General features: G+C 36.5%; 19 protein-coding genes and 1 pseudogene. 5 read left to right on the forward strand and 15 right to left on the reverse strand.

The annotated features are described in order from the left end of the window. Nucleotides 1-172 precede the first annotated feature (172 nt). The 6 genes from JOC77_RS20245 to JOC77_RS20270 form a co-directional block, all read right to left on the reverse strand. On the reverse strand, nucleotides 173-382 hold the full coding sequence (locus JOC77_RS20245) for a hypothetical protein (protein ID WP_239558949.1): 210 nt from the start codon (nucleotides 380-382) through the stop codon (nucleotides 173-175). 944 nt (nucleotides 383-1,326) lie between these two features. Beyond that, nucleotides 1,327-2,298, reverse strand: coding sequence for a tRNA dihydrouridine synthase (locus tag JOC77_RS20250; RefSeq protein ID WP_204548136.1), 972 nt, complete (start codon nucleotides 2,296-2,298; stop codon nucleotides 1,327-1,329). Between the two features lie 510 nt (nucleotides 2,299-2,808). Next, nucleotides 2,809-3,780, reverse strand: coding sequence for a DUF2268 domain-containing putative Zn-dependent protease (locus tag JOC77_RS20255; RefSeq protein WP_204548089.1), 972 nt, complete (start codon nucleotides 3,778-3,780; stop codon nucleotides 2,809-2,811). 542 nt (nucleotides 3,781-4,322) lie between these two features. Further along, nucleotides 4,323-4,703 carry a VOC family protein gene (locus tag JOC77_RS20260; protein ID WP_204548091.1) on the reverse strand — a complete coding sequence of 127 codons (381 nt, stop codon included), beginning with the start codon at nucleotides 4,701-4,703 and terminating at the stop codon, nucleotides 4,323-4,325. A 539-nt stretch (nucleotides 4,704-5,242) separates the two neighbouring features. Continuing rightward, a complete protein-coding gene (locus tag JOC77_RS20265) occupies nucleotides 5,243-6,019 on the reverse strand; it encodes a TerC family protein (RefSeq protein WP_204548094.1) in 777 nt (258 codons plus the stop codon). 106 nt (nucleotides 6,020-6,125) lie between these two features. Beyond that, on the reverse strand, nucleotides 6,126-6,320 hold the full coding sequence (locus tag JOC77_RS20270; protein WP_204548097.1) for a hypothetical protein: 195 nt from the start codon (nucleotides 6,318-6,320) through the stop codon (nucleotides 6,126-6,128). Nucleotides 6,321-6,807: 487 nt separating this feature from the next. Here JOC77_RS20270 and JOC77_RS20275 point away from each other — a divergent pair, with 487 nt between their 5' ends. Continuing rightward, the gene (locus JOC77_RS20275) at nucleotides 6,808-6,999 is read left to right on the forward strand and encodes a hypothetical protein (protein WP_204548100.1); all 192 of its coding nucleotides are present in this window, start codon (nucleotides 6,808-6,810) and stop codon (nucleotides 6,997-6,999) included. 780 nt (nucleotides 7,000-7,779) lie between these two features. On the opposite strand, the gene JOC77_RS20280 is transcribed toward JOC77_RS20275, so the two are convergent. The 4 genes and pseudogenes from JOC77_RS20280 to JOC77_RS20295 all read right to left on the reverse strand — a co-directional run bounded on the left by JOC77_RS20280 (nucleotide 7,780) and on the right by JOC77_RS20295 (nucleotide 11,053). Then, nucleotides 7,780-8,118 carry an HPr family phosphocarrier protein gene (locus JOC77_RS20280; protein ID WP_204548103.1) on the reverse strand — a complete coding sequence of 113 codons (339 nt, stop codon included), beginning with the start codon at nucleotides 8,116-8,118 and terminating at the stop codon, nucleotides 7,780-7,782. 59 nt (nucleotides 8,119-8,177) lie between these two features. Further along, a pseudogene (locus tag JOC77_RS21920) lies at nucleotides 8,178-8,878 on the reverse strand (SDR family NAD(P)-dependent oxidoreductase). Between the two features lie 60 nt (nucleotides 8,879-8,938). Then, entirely contained in the window at nucleotides 8,939-10,108 is a 1,170-nt protein-coding gene (locus JOC77_RS20290; protein ID WP_204548106.1) for an MFS transporter, read from the reverse strand. A gap of 249 nt (nucleotides 10,109-10,357) precedes the next feature. Further along, nucleotides 10,358-11,053, reverse strand: coding sequence for an SDR family oxidoreductase (locus JOC77_RS20295; RefSeq protein ID WP_239558953.1), 696 nt, complete (start codon nucleotides 11,051-11,053; stop codon nucleotides 10,358-10,360). 295 nt (nucleotides 11,054-11,348) lie between these two features. Here JOC77_RS20295 and JOC77_RS20300 point away from each other — a divergent pair, with 295 nt between their 5' ends. After that, entirely contained in the window at nucleotides 11,349-12,251 is a 903-nt protein-coding gene (locus tag JOC77_RS20300) for a LysR family transcriptional regulator (RefSeq protein ID WP_204548109.1), read from the forward strand. A 242-nt stretch (nucleotides 12,252-12,493) separates the two neighbouring features. Here the strand turns inward: JOC77_RS20300 and JOC77_RS20305 are convergent, their stop codons facing one another. Then, nucleotides 12,494-13,534 carry an NAD(P)-dependent alcohol dehydrogenase gene (locus JOC77_RS20305; RefSeq protein ID WP_204548112.1) on the reverse strand — a complete coding sequence of 347 codons (1,041 nt, stop codon included), beginning with the start codon at nucleotides 13,532-13,534 and terminating at the stop codon, nucleotides 12,494-12,496. 258 nt (nucleotides 13,535-13,792) lie between these two features. On the opposite strand from JOC77_RS20305, the gene JOC77_RS20310 reads away from it, so the two are divergent. Further along, the gene (locus tag JOC77_RS20310) at nucleotides 13,793-14,197 is read left to right on the forward strand and encodes a MerR family transcriptional regulator (RefSeq protein ID WP_204548115.1); all 405 of its coding nucleotides are present in this window, start codon (nucleotides 13,793-13,795) and stop codon (nucleotides 14,195-14,197) included. A gap of 381 nt (nucleotides 14,198-14,578) precedes the next feature. On the opposite strand, the gene JOC77_RS20315 is transcribed toward JOC77_RS20310, so the two are convergent. Together JOC77_RS20315 and JOC77_RS20320 are read right to left on the reverse strand one after the other, a co-directional pair. Next, nucleotides 14,579-14,956 (reverse strand): SLAP domain-containing protein, encoded by a 378-nt coding sequence (locus JOC77_RS20315; RefSeq protein WP_204548118.1) that lies wholly within the window; start codon nucleotides 14,954-14,956, stop codon nucleotides 14,579-14,581. 219 nt (nucleotides 14,957-15,175) lie between these two features. Next, the gene (locus tag JOC77_RS20320; RefSeq protein WP_239558955.1) at nucleotides 15,176-15,823 is read right to left on the reverse strand and encodes a 2OG-Fe(II) oxygenase; all 648 of its coding nucleotides are present in this window, start codon (nucleotides 15,821-15,823) and stop codon (nucleotides 15,176-15,178) included. A gap of 321 nt (nucleotides 15,824-16,144) precedes the next feature. Here JOC77_RS20320 and JOC77_RS20325 point away from each other — a divergent pair, with 321 nt between their 5' ends. Together JOC77_RS20325 and JOC77_RS20330 are read left to right on the forward strand one after the other, a co-directional pair. After that, nucleotides 16,145-16,333: a hypothetical protein gene (locus JOC77_RS20325; protein ID WP_204548121.1), complete on the forward strand. Its 189-nt coding sequence runs from the start codon at nucleotides 16,145-16,147 to the stop codon at nucleotides 16,331-16,333. A gap of 249 nt (nucleotides 16,334-16,582) precedes the next feature. Further along, nucleotides 16,583-16,840, forward strand: coding sequence for a hypothetical protein (locus JOC77_RS20330; RefSeq protein ID WP_204548124.1), 258 nt, complete (start codon nucleotides 16,583-16,585; stop codon nucleotides 16,838-16,840). A gap of 440 nt (nucleotides 16,841-17,280) precedes the next feature. On the opposite strand, the gene JOC77_RS20335 is transcribed toward JOC77_RS20330, so the two are convergent. Together JOC77_RS20335 and JOC77_RS20340 are read right to left on the reverse strand one after the other, a co-directional pair. After that, nucleotides 17,281-17,634: a DUF3784 domain-containing protein gene (locus JOC77_RS20335; RefSeq protein ID WP_204548127.1), complete on the reverse strand. Its 354-nt coding sequence runs from the start codon at nucleotides 17,632-17,634 to the stop codon at nucleotides 17,281-17,283. A gap of 313 nt (nucleotides 17,635-17,947) precedes the next feature. Beyond that, entirely contained in the window at nucleotides 17,948-18,607 is a 660-nt protein-coding gene (locus JOC77_RS20340) for a hypothetical protein (protein ID WP_204548128.1), read from the reverse strand. Between the last annotated feature and the right edge of the window lie 387 nt (nucleotides 18,608-18,994).

Here is an 18,994-nt window from a genome sequence, read left to right on the forward strand (position 1 = left end):
GCAACCAGGCACTCTTTTAAAAATACAGAATGAGCTGTCTTCTTTAGTATTGCCTTTTTGACTGTATCTCAGAATTAATTTTCATGGGAGTTTAAACAAGCATCATAAGTAATTTCTGGCGGTGCTACCTACCTGCGTTTCGCATTTTTAACAGACTTCTTATAGAGTTTATTCAACAAGCGAAGAACAATATAGAAGAAAAAGAAATTAAAATAAATCCTAGTCCTTGAAAGTTAAAAATAAAGGGTTCGTAATGATGGTAAACTTCAGCAGGAAAACCAAATATATGAGGGAATCCATCATTGTTAACACCGACTGCAGGGATAAAAGCACAAATAAGAGTTACAACAAGACTTATGATTTGTAATTTCTTCTTATTCAAAGCAGTCCCTCCAAGCGATAGATTATTATAACAAAAGAACTTTTAACTATTCAATTTACACTTAACCTTACATTAAATAGAAACCTGTTGAATATCAAAATGGGCTGAATTAGTTCCTCACCTTCTTATACTAATGCACTTGTTAGTTCAAGTACAAAATTTCAAAACTGATAATTATCCCCTTATTGAATCATCGTTTAATGCCTTGATGTTTTGATTGGATTGAATAGCCGCCATCGAACGACTCCCTATCACAAACGATCCCATACTGATTCATCAACCATTATAAACCCTTCGAACACGCAGCTAAAAAACATTGACCATCTTTATAAAACATTAAATCCTCTGGTAACTCTGGACTAATCCAACCAAAAAGAGATATGCTGCGTTCTTTTAAAAATTCCTTTGTCAAATTATTCAATTAAAAATAAACGTATGCTGTATCCTCACATAGTTTTGTCGTTTTCCATTCTCGTTGAACTTTTCTTTCAATGAGATGTACTTCTATATCGGCTATCAAATTATCAAGATAAGCAAGACGTTCTTCTTCAATCTCCATCATTTGTCTAATTTCTACAAATGCAAAACGATTACATTGTGTTGAAAGTAAATCAATTAATGGATGATATAGTTTTCCCTTTACATCCTCATAAGCATTCTGTGTGTGTGGACAGTAATTGACAACACAAGGGGTGTTGGTGATCTTACAAAAAAAACTAACGGAACCAGTATCATCTGATTCCGTTAGCAGTATTTCATTTAAGACGCCATTTTAGCTGTGTTTTTTACTTGTAGGTTGATAATTTATCTAAAATAAAGAAGCAATAACGTGCTTTGAGTAATTTTTCGATTATTAGCATACACAGTAATTAATGTTCCAATACCAGTGTGTCTTAAATCACCAATTAAGTCCTACTTAGCTTTTACCTTGAATTGGGACACTTCTACTGTTCCCCCATTCCATCAAGATTTGACCCAAAGTTATCGAGCAATGCACGCACTTCATCTGTTGACTCTGTGCTCATTAATTGATTCCTTAATTCACTTGCCCCTCTAAACCCACGGACATATATCTTAAAAAAGCGATGAAGAGCCTTGAACGGACGCAGCAAATATTTATCATGTAGATCTAGATGCAGCCTTAAGAGATCAAGCAATTCCTTACTACTATGATCTTTCGGCTCCTTTTCAAAGGCAAATGGATTATTGAAAATACCACGCCCAATCATAACCCCATCAACACCGTATTGATGAGCGAGCTTTAAGCCGGTTTGACGGTCAAGGATATCCCCATTGATCGTCAAGAGAGTATTGGGTGCCACCTGGTCACGGAGCTTCTTAATCTCCGGTATTAGTTCCCAATGAGCATCTACTTTGCTCATTTCGTCTCTTGTACGCAGATGAATGGAAAGATTAACAATGTCTTGTTTCAATATGTGTGTCAGCCAGTCTTGCCATTCGTCTATATCACTGTAGCCAAGCCTTGTCTTCACACTCACAGGCAGTCCTCCTGCTTTTGCTGCTTGTATTAATTGTGCTGCAACTTCTGGACGGCGGATAAGGCCGCTTCCCTTCCCATGCTGTGCCACATTAGGTACAGGACAGCCCATATTGATATCTATACCCCGAAACCCAAGTTTCGCCATACCGATACTCATTTGCCGAAAGTTTTCCGGCTTATCTCCCCAAATATGGGCTACAATGGGCTGTTCATCCTCTGTAAAAGTCAAACGCCCGCGCACACTTTCTTTCCCGTCAGGGTGGCAGTAACTCTCCGAGTTTGTAAACTCTGTAAAAAACACATCAGGTTTTGCTGCTTCACTCACTACATGACGAAAAACAACATCCGTCACATCTTCCATTGGTGCCAGTATAAAAAAAGGTCGTGGTAAATCACGCCAAAAATTATCTATCATATTCAAATTCAAATCCTCTCATTATGGGAGACCAGGCCAACCCCTTATCCCAAAATTAAAAAGCAAAATCTCCCTGCTTCTTTTACACTTATACCATGCTTAAGCACTTTTTATCAAACTGATCGGAAATGTTTATTTTTCACGAAATCGGGGGTTTGTATCAGAAATGTTTATTTTAAGTTCACAATCTCTATACAACCAAAATATCTCCTGCTAAAATCCCACCCCATCAACCAGCATTCCACTGTTCGAGTTAAAATAAAGTTTTGCTAAAAAAGACTGAAATAGAAAATTGGAAGAACACTGGATGACATATAATTATTGGGCTTTTTTGAATATACGTATTTAATAGGATGTATTTATTAATAAAGTGGGATTCTTTATTAGCCAAAGATTTTATGATTTGTTAAATAGGAGAATTTCACAAGTTTGCTTCAATCCTTCTTGTACTAACGCCCCCGTTAGCTTAATTTCAATTGTTTTTAAAAATTTTAATTAATAGTTATATTACTAATTCACTATTAAATATCCGTATTCACTGCTTCGTACAATTTCCCTTGAATCCAGAGTTGTCCATTCTTCAATTTTTGCATTCTGATTTTTCTTAAAGTAACTCTGCATTATTTTATTACCAATCATATAATTTGCTCTCATAGGGATATTCTTTGAGTTATTCCCGTAGATAAATTCATTATAAATCTGGAAATCAGAAGAGTTCCCTTCTTTTTTTAATTCAGATAAAGGATCTTTAATCAAATCATCAGGTATTGGCTTAGTCCATTGAACTTCTGTTTCCGGGTAGACTAATTTAGCAAAAGCATCTCCTTTTCCTTCAAATACCACCCAATCTAACACTGTACTGCCTACAGAATTTTTCTCCATATTAATCGTGTGATGATATTCATGTGCAACCGCATATTTTAAATGCTTTTCAGTAACAGATGGGTCAATTTGTATCAAAATAAAATCTTCACTAACCGTAATAGCCGAGATACCATTCATATCTTCTAATGGCCATTCAGGGTTCGCCGTCATAACAAATACTGTCCTGTCTCCCCCCGAAAGGAACTTTGAAGAATCAAGCAGAGATTGTTTGATTGCCTTATTTATGTCATCCTGACGTTTAAGAAGTTGAATAGAATTATCTTTAAGATCCTGAACATCCCGAGTAGGCGCTAAATATTCCGAAAAATCGTTTACTATGTTTAAGTTATTTTTAGTTATTTTCTCTCGAAAAGGCTTTATAACTTTGTCAGCATATAGATCATTCTCGCTGAGATCGGACTTCTTGCTCACAGCTTCCGTATACTCAAGAACTTCTTCATATAAAGGGATAATTTTAAAATTTTGTTTTCCTTGTGAAAATTTAGCTGCTTTCTGTGCTGGCAGCTCTTTCAATGTCTGGCTTTTCTTACTAACCTCGTATGTACAACCTGCGATTAAAATCAAAGTATATATAAAAATAAACAGGTATTTCTTCAAAGCCTCCACTCCCTAAAACATCTAATTTATTTATCCTGCCTAAGCATCTTAAAATATATACTACCATAAAATGTAAATTTAGCCTTATTCACTAAAAGAGCCTTTGGTTACACAGAAGTAAAAATGGCTGCCGAAGCAGCCATATCTTCATCTCCTAACGCAACCATTAGTTTGATTAAGATAAATCCGGAAATTTAACAAATAGAATGCATACCCGGACTCAATTTTCCGTTTCTATTGTTGATGTAATCTGTACCACTTTCACAATTGAAAAATACTTCAAGGATACCCTCTTCATTCCTTTATCTATAAGTAAGATTTTAAATTTGTTTCATTTCCTTCCATAAGTGCAATATAGAAAAAGGATGCCGATGCCGCCTGCATACTTCACAATCGCCTAAACTCCCATTTAGGTGATAAAGACTTTTGGAAAAATTTAAACACCATCCAAAAACGGATGGTGCCAAGTGCTTATTGTATTTTAAAAATGAGTAAAACATTATCCTTATCGGCTTAATACGTATTTAACGTTTATTTGTAATTCACTTTTTTTCCATTACTGCAAAGTAATTTTCTTCACTATCTGCAAAGTTAAATACTCTGCCTGAAGGCATATTTACAATTTCTCCGACTGTAATATTTTTATTGGTTAAGTCACTATGTAATTGGTCGAGATTTTCCGAAAAAAACATTAAAGATGGTGTACCAAGATTTAATTCAGGATCCATGTTAGCCACGAATTCCTTATTGTGCAGAATGATGCTTGTTTCAGCATCCTTATATGGAGCAATTTCGATCCATCTCATACCCTGTCCGCTATCTTCTTCAGAAATCACAGTAAATCCTAAATTATTCGTCCAAAAATTAACTGCCTCATTTTGGTTATTTACATACAACATGATCTGACCAACTCTGCTAATCACAGGCTTTTCCACTCCCTTTTTCAACGTAAATAGCAAACGCGCTATGCCTCGGTGATTGATACCCAATGAAAAACTGACTTATCACCATTTACATTCATTATTCGTTGTAAAGGGAAAAACTCCTTCTAAAAATTACATGCTTGTTAGTGAATTCTTTTTCTGGTTGTTGCGGCAGCTTTAACTGATTTCATTTTTTAGTAGAAGGGAAGCAATTTGATTTATCAGCCAACCCATATAAGTTCATTCCAGACGCAGCCTTTTTTAAGAACTGGTTTTTCTGGATCAGTTTTTTCATGTCCATATTTAGTTTTTATTTTCATGGGACTTCAATAAATTCAATAAAAAGGTGCGCTAATCCTGCTTGGATCAACGCACCCGATAACCACCTACAAATATTTACCAAAGACAGTGAATGTTCTTAAACGTTACATATTAATTGCTGGGAAAGGAAGGGAGATAGATTAATCTTCCGTATGTACTTTCCATAACGTAACGAAAATTACCAGTATAAAATGGGAGCCTGTTATATTCTGTACCTTCTAGGATTTACCGTTCTCCAATGACTGCTTTTTGCCTGGTGCAAACCAACCCATTAGGGCAATACCTACTAATACTCCATAAAAGATCACAGTCCAAGCAGTACTGTGGGGAAAATGATGATCTAAGACACCAATATCCTCATGGGAAAGAGTAATTACTGCAAGTTTGACACCCACCCAGGCAACAATTGCATATGCTGTTGTTTCCAAGGCTGGACGTTTATCAAGAAGTTGTACAAACCAGGTTGCAGCATACTTAATCAAGACTAGGCCAGCAATACCTCCAAGAAGAATAACAATAAATTGTCCTCCATCCATGCCGCCAAAGTCATCGAGCGGCGAATCTGGTAGACCAAGAGCAAGGGCAACCGCAGCTAGGATTGAATCAATAGCAAAAGCGAGATCAGCTAAAGCAATCTTCCCAACTGTTGGCCAGAAACCCTTCCCAGCGGATTCCTTTTCATCTTCCTTATGAATATTCTCATTTTCTTTCCCGAACCGGGCTTGAATGACATGCTTTAAGCCTAAGTAAAGAAGATAAGCTGCTCCTATCGCCTGTATCTGCCAGACGTTTGCAATAAAAGAAATGGCAAAAAGGGCAATAAATCGGAACACGAAGGCTAATATGATTCCGTAATTAATAGCTCTTTTTTTATGATCTTTGGGTAAATGCTTGGCTATAACTGCTAAAACAAGGGCATTGTCAGCCGATAACAAACCTTCTAAGCCGATTAGAATTAATAATGCCCAAGCATATTCTAGCCAGAGTGACTCCATCCGCCTCTCTCCTTTCTAAAACTTAAAATGCTATGTAAGAGTTTCGCTAACCATACATTTCCCATATAAGCCATAGTTAATCCGAGAGAATATGACTTTAAATATTTTATACGGATACTCCTAATGCAAAAAACAAAAAACCAGATCCTTGAAATTTTCTCGATTTGAAAATAGCCATTTTAGAGACATTTATAAGAACAGCTGCTACTGCTACAACTTCATCAGGTAATACTGATGCTTCAGTGTATATTTTAGGCTGTTTGGCAGCCAAATCAATTCCAAACAAGCATCGTCTTGACATGTGGTGATATCCACGTGTAAGTTGATATGTTCACCGCTGGAATATTGATTATTCAATCTAAATGACTTTACCTAAGTAAAAGACAATAAGCTGAAGAAGCTGGATCAACTAGAAAAAGAAATTTTATGATGGAGTTTCATTTTGGGTGCCTATTGCGTGATAATAAAAGTTAATATATGTATAAAATCTACATCCTGTAGAAGGATGCTATGAAAAAAGCATTTTAATCATCTTATTTGTTCTACATTTAATTTATATTGGTTTTTTCTGTTAAAGACATAAACACTTTCCTGCTTAGTTCTTTCTGTTAATACCCATAGTTATCGGTATAGCAGTTGCCGCCTTCACTCTATTTAGGATAAAACGGGAATTCAGTAACAATGTATATTGGTCAATAGCTGTTCTTTCTGTAAGTATAGGTACTTTAGGAACACTTGGATTTATTTAATTGCAACCCTTATGGGCTGAATTTAAAAGGAGGAAACTAATGAGAAGAAATTTAGGCATTATTTCAATTATTGTAATGGTATTTGGTATTATGTCAGTATGGTTGACAAAGTACTCTGACTTTTTTGCAGATTATTACCTACAAATTATACCAATATCCATCGTTATTGCATTGATTTTAGCTCTATTATCAGAAAAAGGTATATGGAGAAGGATCGCTTTCAGAAATTAACGCACGCGTTTGGTGGGGAAGGTTATTGTATGAATAGATTAACTTAATAATTAGCTCAAATTGAATTGCTGCTTCTGAAGGAATAAGTTTTCCCCAAAAGTCTAATAACAGCTATTCTATTATTCTTCTCCTGTTAAAATTTCATACAGGATTTTTGAATTTTACTTAGTTAACTCCCCATATTTTTCACTATCAGTAACAAGCACTAATTTAGTATCATTAATATTTACCCATAGTAAATAAGACGCAATTTTGTCTTCACTGCTACTGCTATTCTTATACGGAAATTGAAATCTGTAATCGGAGTAGTTAGACATTTCTACTTCAACGTCTTTCCAATCCGCATTTTCTACTATACCAATCGTCTTTCTTACCTTTTTTTCTTCGGGGACCTCGTTAAAAACTTTGTAATTTTCACCCTCATCTACTCGTTTTTGTACAGTTATCTTTTGACCAATGGATTCGGCTCGACAGCTTGAACAAATTAATATGATTACAAGTATATAAATAATGAATCTTATTTTTTCAATGCCATATTCTCCTTCCTTATTTAAAATCCATTACTTATAACTTCGCATTATTTAGGAATATTCCTCCAACAAAGCAACCTGCACCATCTCTGAGATAATTAAACTAACCTGCCCCGCTATGAGAAACAGAAAAAGGGTGCTTCAGCTGAACTAACGCACCCGTTAGCTTAATAAGAAATTTATGACTGAAGTTAAAAATCCTTTCAAATTCCCAATTAACTATCATCTTTTACTACACATGATGCTTTGTCTAAAATACAATTTCATCACAAAAAGAGTAATTAGAGACAGTCCAACTATTTCCTCGCTTTTCCGGCTCAATATATAGGTTTTTACTCAAAGAATTTTCTATCGTATGTAAAGCAGCGTGTTCGTCGCACCCATTTGCAGTAATCTCGACAAAAGTTCCTGGTTTAATCCTTAATGATATAAGCTCCATAATAGAATTGGGCGGATTTTTTAGGTTAACAGAAACACCCCTGTGAATTAAGGATATTGTAGATGTGAACTTAGAAGCATCACTTACAATTAAGCATGCCGGATGAGCAAATCCCGTTACAGCAACGATTTTAAATTGTTTTTTTATCACTTTTCTTCAGTTCCTTTCGGGTTCTATCAAAAAGGGATTTCTTAATCAACTATTGATGTTTACCAAGGAACTTGTTTTCCATCTCTGAAGAATCCCCCGTTTGGTCCTTCAGGTCCAACAGTCGTTAACCAAAGGATAGACTGGGCTGCTTGCCTTGGAGTTCTTGGAGCTCCACCCATATCTGAACTTACCCACCCTGGATCGACCGCATTTATTTTGATATCTCCATTGATTTCTGCTGCTGCCAATCGTGTCAATCCATTTAGGGCAAATTTAGACAACTTATAAGCTCCTGCTCCTGGATATGACATTTCGCTCATCGCCCCATATTCTGAGGAAACATTAATAATTCTCCCGTAACCTTGTTTTTCCATAAGAGAAATAAACGAACGGATGACATGGTAAACGCCAAAGAAGTTAGCTGCCATTGTTTTCTCCAGAATGCAAGAGTCATAGCCAATAACTTTTCATTCTTCTCTAAATACACGCCTGCATTATTAATCAATACGTCTAATCTTCCATATTTCTCATTTATTGCTGCCCTAGCTTGATGGATGCTATCTTGATTGGCGACATCCATCTCCACACACGAAACATCCAGATCTAACTCCTTAAGTTTTTGTGTAGCTTCATAACCAATCTCGGGATCCCGACTTGCCAAAATGACCTTAAAACCTTTCAACGCCAATTGCTTGACCAGTTCATATCCAATTCCGCGATTCCCGCCAGTGACAAGTGCAACTTGTTTATCCTTTGACATTTAAATCCTCCATTTCTCGCCTTTGATTGAAAGTACCTAAGAATCATTATAGGGATACCCCTATGTGGAGAGTTCTTTTGTATAACTATACATATAATTTCTAAGTAAAATAGTTAACAAACCTAGTATTAATGATAGAATTCCCACTAACACTACGTATTGTGTTCCCATTTCTGATATAAATAACCCGCCTACAGCTGCACCAAATGTTGTTCCTAAGTTTGCGGATGTTAGAAATAATCCATTAGCGAAATCAGGTGTTTTGGGAGCTGCAGACATAATCCAATACTGAGTGATATTACCCCCAATACCAGCCAATATTCCCCAAATAAAAGTAATAATCGCCATAGGCAGGGTAAACTGTCCTGTGAAAAAAAATATGATATAAACTGCCCCTAATATTAAAGGATAAGATATGACAGATTTGTTCGCATTTTTAGTTAGTAATTTCCCTGCCACTATATTTCCAATAATATTGGCTCCACCGTAGAGGAATAACATTAAACTAATAGAATTCGAAGACATATTCGTAACTGTTTTCAGATAATCAGCAAAATAACTATAAACCCCAAATATGGCTGAGTTTAATAAAACGACAGTCACGATGGAAAGCCATGTAATAGATTTTTTTAATACGGAAACTTGTGTACCATAAGAAAGTCTTTCCTGAACTGGCATAGATGGTACAAAAATTAAGGTAGCAATGAATGTAATAACATTAACAATAGCAAAAAATACCATCGCCATTTGTAAGGAAGTTGCACTGGCAGTAATACTTGCGATAGGTACACCGACAACCATACCTGCTGATACTCCTATAAATACTTTAGAAACAGCTTTTGGAGCTTCTTCTTTCCTTACTGATGCAGCAGCTACCGAAAATGCCAAAGAACAATATATTGGATGAAAAAAAGCTGGAATTATACGAGCAATTAATAGAATGGTAAAGTTAGATGTAAATATGGATACGATGTTCCCCAAGACGAAAACACCTAGTACAAGTAACATGACCTTCTTCCGATTTATACCAGAAAACAACAAAGGCATTGTTGGGCCAGATACTGCAACAACCAGGGCAAAAAGACTCACCAGCCATCCTGCTTTTGAGATACTGACATGAAAGTGTTCAGCAATGACAGGTAGTATCCCAATAACACCCATTTCGGTATTTAAGATGCCGAATACTCCGAACGTTAATATAAAGACCAACAAATTATTTCGTTTATTCAAAAAAACAACTCCTATCTTCAATAAAATGCCCCCAAAAAGAAATGGGGACATTTTATTAAAATTTTTCCCGAAGAATTTAAAGTTAACTTCGTTTGAAAGCTTATGCATCCTCGTAAGAAAGGGATATCGAAAGGTCCCGATAGGCATTGATCTGGTTTTGAAGCTCTGCAACTTTCTGCTCTGCACCAGCTATGGCATCTGCACCAGCGATCCAGCGTAACGGTGGTTCCTCCTGACTTGCAATGGTAATTAGAGCCTTTGCAAGCTTGACTGGGTCGCCTTCCTGTTTCCCATTTTTTCTTTCCAGAAAGCCTGGTGTTGTGCATTACGCTCGGCGTAGTCATCGACAGATAGCTCAGCAAAGTATGTAGAGTCTGGCTTTAAAAGTTCGGTACGGAAAAAGCCTGGTTCTACAATAGTCGTTTTGATGCCGTATGGAGCTACATCCTGATGTAACGACTCCATAAAACCTTCAAGACCGAATTTTGAAGCACAGTAAGCCGCATTGTATTCGAAACCAACTAATCCCGCAAGAGACGAGATTGAAATAATGTGTCCGGAACGAGCTTTACGCATCACAGGCAATACGGCACGTGTGATGTTCATCGGACCAATGAGATTTGTCGCGATTTGACGATCTATCTGTTGTGGGGTCAATTCCTCAAAGAAACCGCCATAGAAGTTACCTGCGTTGTTGATCAAAACATCAATACGTCCAAATCGGTCTATTGCCAATTTGACAGCATCCTCAGCATTTGTTGGGTCAGTGACATCCAACTTCACAATAAACAAATTTTTGTCATCGCCAAGAACTTTGGCTATCTTGCCGGTATTACGACCAGTGGCGACAACCTGGTAACCTGCAGCAAGGGCAGCTTTTGCGAAATCAACGCCCATTCCACGTCCAGCACCTGTAATAAACCAAACTTTCTTATTGTATGTCATAATTATTTCCTCCCAATTGCTTTTAATTTTATTTTTTAGAAGACCTAATAATCCACTTGTTGTGTTGGACGAATGATAATTTTACTTACCGCAACCGAAAAAGGAGTGCTAATTGCATATCCTTTCTTACCGTGTCTTGCCAAAGAACTCTACATTAATTCCTTACTCAACATCCTTTGTTATTTATTGTAGTGTAATCCTTGTATATAGCAATTACTTATATCTAATATCATGATATGCTTGATGGGCATATCTAAAATAGTTATACTAAAACATTATAAAGGGAGAGTGTTATATGGAATTTAGAGTTTTGCGATATTTTCTTACTGTTGCAAGAGAAGGAAGCATTACGGGTGCTGCTGATTTTTTGCATGTTACTCAGCCGACCTTATCAAGACAATTAAAAGACCTTGAACAAGAGTTAGGGAAAAAACTATTTATTCGCAGCAGTCATAGCATCATTCTTACAGATGAAGGAATGCTCCTGCGAAAGAGAGCAGAAGAAATCGTTGATATGATCGATAAATTAGAGGCAGAATTTAATTCCATGGAAGAAACAATAAGTGGTGATGTTTATATAGGCGGCGGGGAAACAGACGCCATGAGAGAGATTGCACGGGTAGTAAAAGATTTACAGATACGTTATCCGAATATACGGTATCATCTCTACAGCGGAAACTCAGACGATGTGACTGAACGGCTTGACAAGGGATTGCTTGACTTTGGTATCTTAATTCAACCAGCAGATTTATCAAAATACAATTATCTCCATATCCCAGCCAAAGATGTTTGGGGCGTGGTCATGAGAAAAGACAGTCCTCTTGCTTTGAAAGATACCATTCAAGCAGCGGATTTATTAAATGTACCGCTAATTTGTTCAAGACAGGCTATGAAACAGACATTGTCTAATAATGAATTTGCGTATTGGTTTGGTGGAGATTTTGATAAATTAAACGTCGTGACTACATACAATCTTGCATATAATGCTGCTATTATGGTTGATGAGGGAATTGGTTATGCAATAACCCTTGATAAAATAGTGAATACGTCTAGAGATAGTAACCTTTGTTTTAGACCGCTAGAGCCAAGACTTGAATCTGGCTTGAATATTGTTTGGAAAAAGCATCAAGTTTTTTCATCTGCTTCTGAATTATTTTTAAAAGATCTTCAAGCGAAATTTATAAATTCGGATTCCTAATTTTGACATGACACCTCAGTTCATGAAACATCAAAAAGACTGCAGAAGCAGCCTATCTTTTTTCACCTATCGCATCTGTTAATTTGCCTGCATCTCTTCACATGCTTAGTATTATTTTCTATAGGAATACTCACCTGCTAAATATCCGGTGATCGAAAATCAATATAAAGAGCTAAAAAAGATGTCCCAAAAGCTTATCTCGGGACATCCTTGAGTATTTTCAGAATTAACGTTTACGCAGCTCACATTGTACTGATGTCAATTACGAACCGATACTTGACATCCGACGCTAAGACACGTTTATAGGCTTCGTCAATTTGGTCGGCTGATATGACTTCAATCTTAGGAACAATGTTATGTTTTGAACAGAACTCCAACATCTCCTGTGTCTCACGGATGCCGCCAATCATTGAACCTGCAAATGAACGGCGATGACCGATGAGAGAGAACACATTTACTGACAAAGGCTCTGCAGGCGCACCGACGTTTACCAAAGTGCCGTCAAGAGTTAGAAGTCCAAAATAAGCATCCATGTCAAGCTTTGCACTTACCGTGTTAATAATTAAGTCAAAGGATCCGGCAAGTTTGTCAAATGTTTTCGGGTCGCTGGTGGAATAGTAGTTTTCTGCACCAAATTGCAAACCATCTTCTCTTTTACTCAATGTTTGTGACAGTACAGTAACTTCCGCACCCATGGCATGTGCAATCTTGACAGCCATATGTCCAAGACCTCCCATACCAACAACTGCTACTTTCTTACCTGGACCAGCTCCCCAATGGTTTAATGGAGAATATGTCGTAATGCCTGCACACAGTAATGGTGCTGCAGCATCAAGTTCAATATTATCTGGAATTCTAACTACAAAGTCCTCAGTTACAACAATATGGGTAGAATAGCCACCTTGAGTTGGCTCACCGTATTTATCAACACCAGCGTAGGTAGGGACATTTCCTTTTAGACAGTATTGTTCCTCTCCTTTACGGCAGTTCACACATTCACCACAGGAGTCAACCATACACCCAACCCCAACTCGGTCACCCACTTTATACTTTGTTACCTCGGCTCCAACATCTGTGACAATTCCCGCGACCTCGTGTCCAGGTACAAGAGGATAGTTCACAGGGCCCCATTCACCATGAGCAGTGTGGATGTCAGAATGACATATGCCTGCATATTTAATTTCAATTAGAACATCATGTAAATCAAGGTCACGTCTTTTAATTTCAGCCGCTCTAAACGTTTTGTCTGGACCATCGACTGCTCGCGCTTTAGCTATTATCATTGTGTAAACCTCCAAATTTGATATTTCAAGAGAATGGATTTTTACGGAGTATAGATATTTAACTTCCCTTTTCCCTTTACTCCCTTTTTCTCTTGCAAAACTAGAATAATCCCTCTAGTTAACTCTAGGTCAAGTGATAACCTATCAATAAAATAAACTAGTAAAAACTTTTGACATTCGGTAGATGGCATGAGAGAATGCTCTCAAAACATAGAGCTAACTCGAAGTCTATACAAGAAGAAATGGAGATAAATAACGGTGACGTATTCTATCAGCGAAGTTGCAAAAGAATTAAATCTTACAGTTTATGCCTTAAGGTACTACGACAAAGAGGGCCTAATGCCTTTTGTAGAACGTGCCCCCAGTGGAACCCGATTGTTTAAAGAATCCGATATTCAATCCTTAAAAGTTATTCAATGTCTAAAATCTACCGGGATGCCAATTAAGGAAATTAAAGGTTTCATTGCATGGTGTTCTGAAGGCGATTCAACCTTGCAGCAAAGATATAACATGTTCTTGGAGCGAAAAGCTGCTGTAGAAGCACAGTTGGAAGAACTAAATAAGACAATGGATCTCATAAATCATAAATGCGAATATTACATGACTGCATTAGATGCAGGAACGGAAGATATTCATAAAAACGATAAAATAGGAGATTTTTAATTACGGAAAGCCACCTGTCCTTCATAACTGGTGAAATGAAGGATAAGTGGATCTATTTATATTATTTACTGCCATAAATCAAGTTTAATCAGAGATCATCTAGCACTATTTCCCTCATCTTTGGAATGCCTTTTAACCCAAATCACCTCAATATTATGCGTTATACAATTAAATTCAAATGTTTTTCTATTACTAATCTGCCCCGTTTGAGTAAACAAAAAAAGGCCGCCGCAGCTGCCCAATCTTCCTCAACTAACGCACCCGTTAGTTCAAGATACTCTAAAAAAAGAGGGTTAATCCCTTGGGTCTATCAAACAGCCTCCAGTTAATTCACTATATTTTGGAGAAAAACATTCAATATAAAAAATAGGAAAAGCGGATTTAAAGTATTTCTAATCGCCCATTCTCAAAAGTAGTGTGTGGTATATAACTACCCCTTGGAAATATAAAGGTCCAGGGCATACTCACTTGGGAAGAGACAGCAAGCGAAGGTAAAGTGAATACCTTATCTGCAATGACCTCTCCCTGAACGCTGTAAAGTAATCTTGCCTTATTTAAAGAAAGCGTATCGTCCGTAAAGTTATGGATCAAAACAGACACAAGGAGTGCCTCTTTATGGTTGATTGCTTCTCGTATAGGAGAGCAAAGAATGCCGGAAATGTTTAAATGTTTTGTTTCACTAAAGATACTTTCTATTTTTTGTCGGTCTTCAACAGCTAATGCTTTGTCCCAAGACGCTTCAAATTGTAATTGCTGCATAACTAAAACCACCTCTAGAATGTTAAAATGTACCGCAAATCTAACCTGCCCCATTTTACACCAAAGTTGCCTGGAAAAATACAGCTGGATGTTCAAGCACCTAACATTAAACGAGTTTCTGCATTATAACCACCTATTAAAGTAACAGTGATTGTAAAAATATGAAGAAACAATCTACAGCAATCATTAACAGAGCTTAATTTAAAAGAACTCTTGTGTTTATCTTACTCGTTGTCTCCTCATCCACTGTGTTGCAACCCATTTTTCCCCAGTAATAACTGGTGCTCCGCCGTGTAATGTTTGCTCGTTTAATTCTGTATCGTTATAGAAGTATTCGAAATATACCGCCATACCCTTTTGAGGGAATACTGAAAAATTTAGTTTAGGAAAAAAAGTTTCTCCACCTTGCACCACATCATTTAAGTAGATTACGATTGTGCTAATTCTATTATTGATACTTGCTCCACTTATTGGTGAAAAAAAATCAAAATGAGCTTTATACTCTTGACCAGGAGTATATTTAAGTATTTGAATTCCGTCGCCATGTTCAATGGGTATGTTCATAATAGACGATATTCTTTTTTCGATTTTGATAATAGTGTTGTTTTCATTTTCTTGAAAAAACATACCACTGCTTGTTCTAATCTGATTGACATCTCGTGTTGCTCCAATTTTTGAACGCTGCATTTTGTCTTTTGACAACATAATTAGCTCATCGCATTCTTCATCGCTCAAAACGTTTCCTAAAATTACTAATAGCGGTTCTTCTAACCTAGTAATTATATTAATCTCTCTATCTTCTGTTTTGATTTTATTTCCAATGTGATGAAAAATAGTTTGTTCCTTAATTTTAGTATCCGGTGTCAACTTTATCAGCTCCTTTAATTTTCACTGTTTTATGAAAAGAATTTTAATATAAGCATTTATATAAGTAAGTATTCGTTAAAAATATTAATACTCCTTTGTAGTCTGCCTAATTAGTTCAGTAAGCAAAAAGCCACCAATTCGGCAGCTGTGGACCTTTAACTAACGCACCCGTTAGTTAAACTAGTCGTTATTATCAGTTCCCAAAGTCGCTGTGAGATTACATTTTAGTAGAAAAGGGTATATATACCTATCTTCCTTCTTCTTAATACCTCCTGCTGAGCTTTCTTTATACCAAAGAGAACTTGGCGGGAGGTGATAGGATTGAGAAAGATCTATGGGATTCAAAATTTAATCGTTTATCTTGCTTCAGCAGGCTATCCGCTTACTGAGAAGCAAGTCCACGAACTTATTCTAAATAAAGATATACCTCATCTTAGACCTATTAACAATATGATTGTCTTTAATTTAGATCATATAGATTGGTGGGTTAGTCAACGATTAAAACTATAGTACGGACCCTGCTTCGGCAGGGTTTATTTTTTGTCTCGATTTCAACTAACGCACCCGATAGTTTTAGTTAAAACCTTCTCAATCTATAATTATGTGTAGTGGTGACGTTAGCTTACTGTTTATAAAAGAACAAAAGCCGATGTTCCAGGAAGAACATCGCTTAGGTTAGATATATCATTTGTTATGTTAAGGAATAATAACAAGCTATAGTGGATAGTTATCTAATTAAAAACTGGGGGATCATAAAATATGAAAAGAAAGAAAAAAAGGCTCGTCCTTTACCTTGCTGTATTGCTTCTCCTCCTTTTAGTCATCACTAATCCAACTAACAATCAGTTTGAAAACTGGGCTAAAAAAGAGCTAGCAGACGATGGGAAAATCGAAGGCTTTGGAAAGCAGCTATATGTAGATGCACAATTTGAATCTGTTCTTGACAGGAAGAATTATATTTTATTTTCAGTGTATAAAGGGAAAGCAAAAAAATTAGGAAATCCTATAAATTTTTAAGCCGTTGGATTATTACTAAATAATTATCCTATTGATGCCTGGCATACGGTTCCTAAACAAATACCGAATTAACCCACTAATTGAGCAAAAGGATCACTTAATAGTCGTTCTTATTAGCTGTGCTAAACCAATTATGTTGATAATAGTAAATTATAAATGTTCTATTTTGAGTCATTATTTCTATTATCTGTTGAACTAACGCACCCGTTAGTTGAACAAGAATTTCGTTTATAAGGAACATATTTTCACGCTTTTTGGAAAAATTTTCTTCCCTTTTTTCACTTTTATCAGTCACCTTGAAGAACTGTTACTTTGTTTCAGACCGACTTCCAATTTTTTTAATATTCGTGGTTTTATTCAAAAAAGGGAACTCCAAATATTTAAGTTCCCTTTTTATTTTTAGGCTATGTTAATGAACATTGTTGATTATATTAATAAATTCAGGACTCTATATGTGAAGTCCTCTTTCCATTATCATTAAACTTCTTTTTGAATCTGTCTCTTGTATTGAAACACACCAACGCAAAAATAATTAGAGTAAAAAGTAGAATAAGACCAATAATAAATAAACCTTGCTTTTCTAACATCTCACTCAATGCAAATAATATTATGCTAAAGCTAATACCATACATAATGTTCCCCATAAATTTGCACAAAGCTACTTCATTGTATTGAGCCTTTTCACTGTCAGACATTGTATTATAACCAGCAAGTATTGATGCTCCTTTTCCTTTCGATAGTATGATAGCGAAAATAAAGAAAGGAATTGAAATAATAAGAATAGCTATTCCCAAACAAGTTACCTCCTTTTCTATATGATTCTTCGTTGGTCAAACAATCGAAATTTTAATATTTATACGTTCTCAATGCACTATAAGATTCATGCATTATCACTTCGGTACTTAACAATATCCAAGAATTTAAACCAACTCAGTTGGCAGCTCCTAAATTGGGCTGAGTATAATTCCCTCATATTCCCATATTTTTTCCTTACTTTCTGGATTTACTAACAAAACGGACTCCTGTTTTCCAGTATTCAAATTGGTGCCTATTACTTTAAATGTTCCCTTTATTTCAGATGGGTTGCCCCAGAAGTGCCACAAAACTTTATTGTATGCCTGGGGAATTATTGATCCCTATTCGTCCTTCAAGCCCTCTCAACACTTCTCCTTCAGTTTTGAAGGTCGGTGTAAGCGGATATTCCTCTTTTTTGCTCGTCAGCCCGTTTCCTCCTACTTCCAACACAAGGGTATCAAATAATTGGTCATCTAGATAAACCAGAAACGCCCATGTTCCGGATTCATGCAATAACACATTAGAAGGCATATGGGCATCTGCGCCATTATTTTGACCGCTTATTCTTCCAGCTTTCCAATAAGAGCTTTTGGTATCAACATCCCATAAAACCGGGTGAACGGCAGATGACTTTCTATGGTATCCTACGACAGTCATTTCTCCCCGTTCTTTCCCCCAGAAGTGCCACATCAGTTTTTGTATTTCCCCTTTTTTCAATCCAGGACCGAGCACACCCAGCTTGTTTGGGATTCCAAGCATTTCGCTGTTGGTATTCGTCATGAATGTAACAGCTGGTTTATCCCATTCAATCTTGTCTATATCTTTGTTTTTTACGAATTCGGGAGTGTCAATTGGCGATTGCACTTTCGACTTTTCATCTTTAGCAGGTGCTGTTTCAGCTTCATTACTGCAAGCCGCCAAGCCCAACAAAAGAACAGCTGTTACTATCCAAGTCACAACTTTTTTACACACGTACATCAACCCCTTTGCCATATGTTCAGTTTAGTTGAAATTTTTTAGAATTTTAGTGAAGACAAGTCCGCTCAAGGATAGAAAGAATGAATACACTCCTACGGCAGCTAAATACAATCCATCCCACCCTCCTACAATTCAAAACTTCTTCATTTATATTTTCTTCTACAAACAATGTTGTTTTTCAAAATATGCTCCAACATCTCTAATTCGACATTATAGAGTCATTTCCTTCTCTGAACACCCGTTTAGTGGAACAACAAACAAGAACTGCAACAGCAGCCCTTCCTTATTTAACTAACGCACCCGTTAGCCAATCATGCAGCACTGCTGCACCACAGAATATGAAAATGGGTTTCCTGTCCATACTGATCTTACGGCTAGGAG

It is taken from the genome of Peribacillus deserti (assembly GCF_016909175.1).
Classification (GTDB): domain Bacteria; phylum Bacillota; class Bacilli; order Bacillales; family DSM-1321; genus Paraperibacillus; species Paraperibacillus deserti.

Bases quoted from the DNA above. Each gene is read 5' to 3' on its own strand.
- JOC77_RS20315 (WP_204548118.1), bottom strand. From the start codon at position 14,956: ATGCAGCAATTACAATTTGAAGCGTCTTGGGACAAAGCATTAGCTGTT.
- JOC77_RS20330 (WP_204548124.1), top strand. From the start codon at position 16,583: ATGAAAAGAAAGAAAAAAAGGCTCGTCCTTTACCTTGCTGTATTGCTT.
- JOC77_RS20305 (WP_204548112.1), bottom strand. From the start codon at position 13,534: ATGATAATAGCTAAAGCGCGAGCAGTCGATGGTCCAGACAAAACGTTT.
- JOC77_RS20250 (WP_204548136.1), bottom strand. From the start codon at position 2,298: ATGATAGATAATTTTTGGCGTGATTTACCACGACCTTTTTTTATACTG.
- JOC77_RS20265 (WP_204548094.1), bottom strand. From the start codon at position 6,019: ATGGAGTCACTCTGGCTAGAATATGCTTGGGCATTATTAATTCTAATC.
- JOC77_RS20295 (WP_239558953.1), bottom strand. From the start codon at position 11,053: ATGACATACAATAAGAAAGTTTGGTTTATTACAGGTGCTGGACGTGGA.
- JOC77_RS20300 (WP_204548109.1), top strand. From the start codon at position 11,349: ATGGAATTTAGAGTTTTGCGATATTTTCTTACTGTTGCAAGAGAAGGA.
- JOC77_RS20270 (WP_204548097.1), bottom strand. From the start codon at position 6,320: ATGTCAAGACGATGCTTGTTTGGAATTGATTTGGCTGCCAAACAGCCT.
- JOC77_RS20275 (WP_204548100.1), top strand. From the start codon at position 6,808: ATGAGAAGAAATTTAGGCATTATTTCAATTATTGTAATGGTATTTGGT.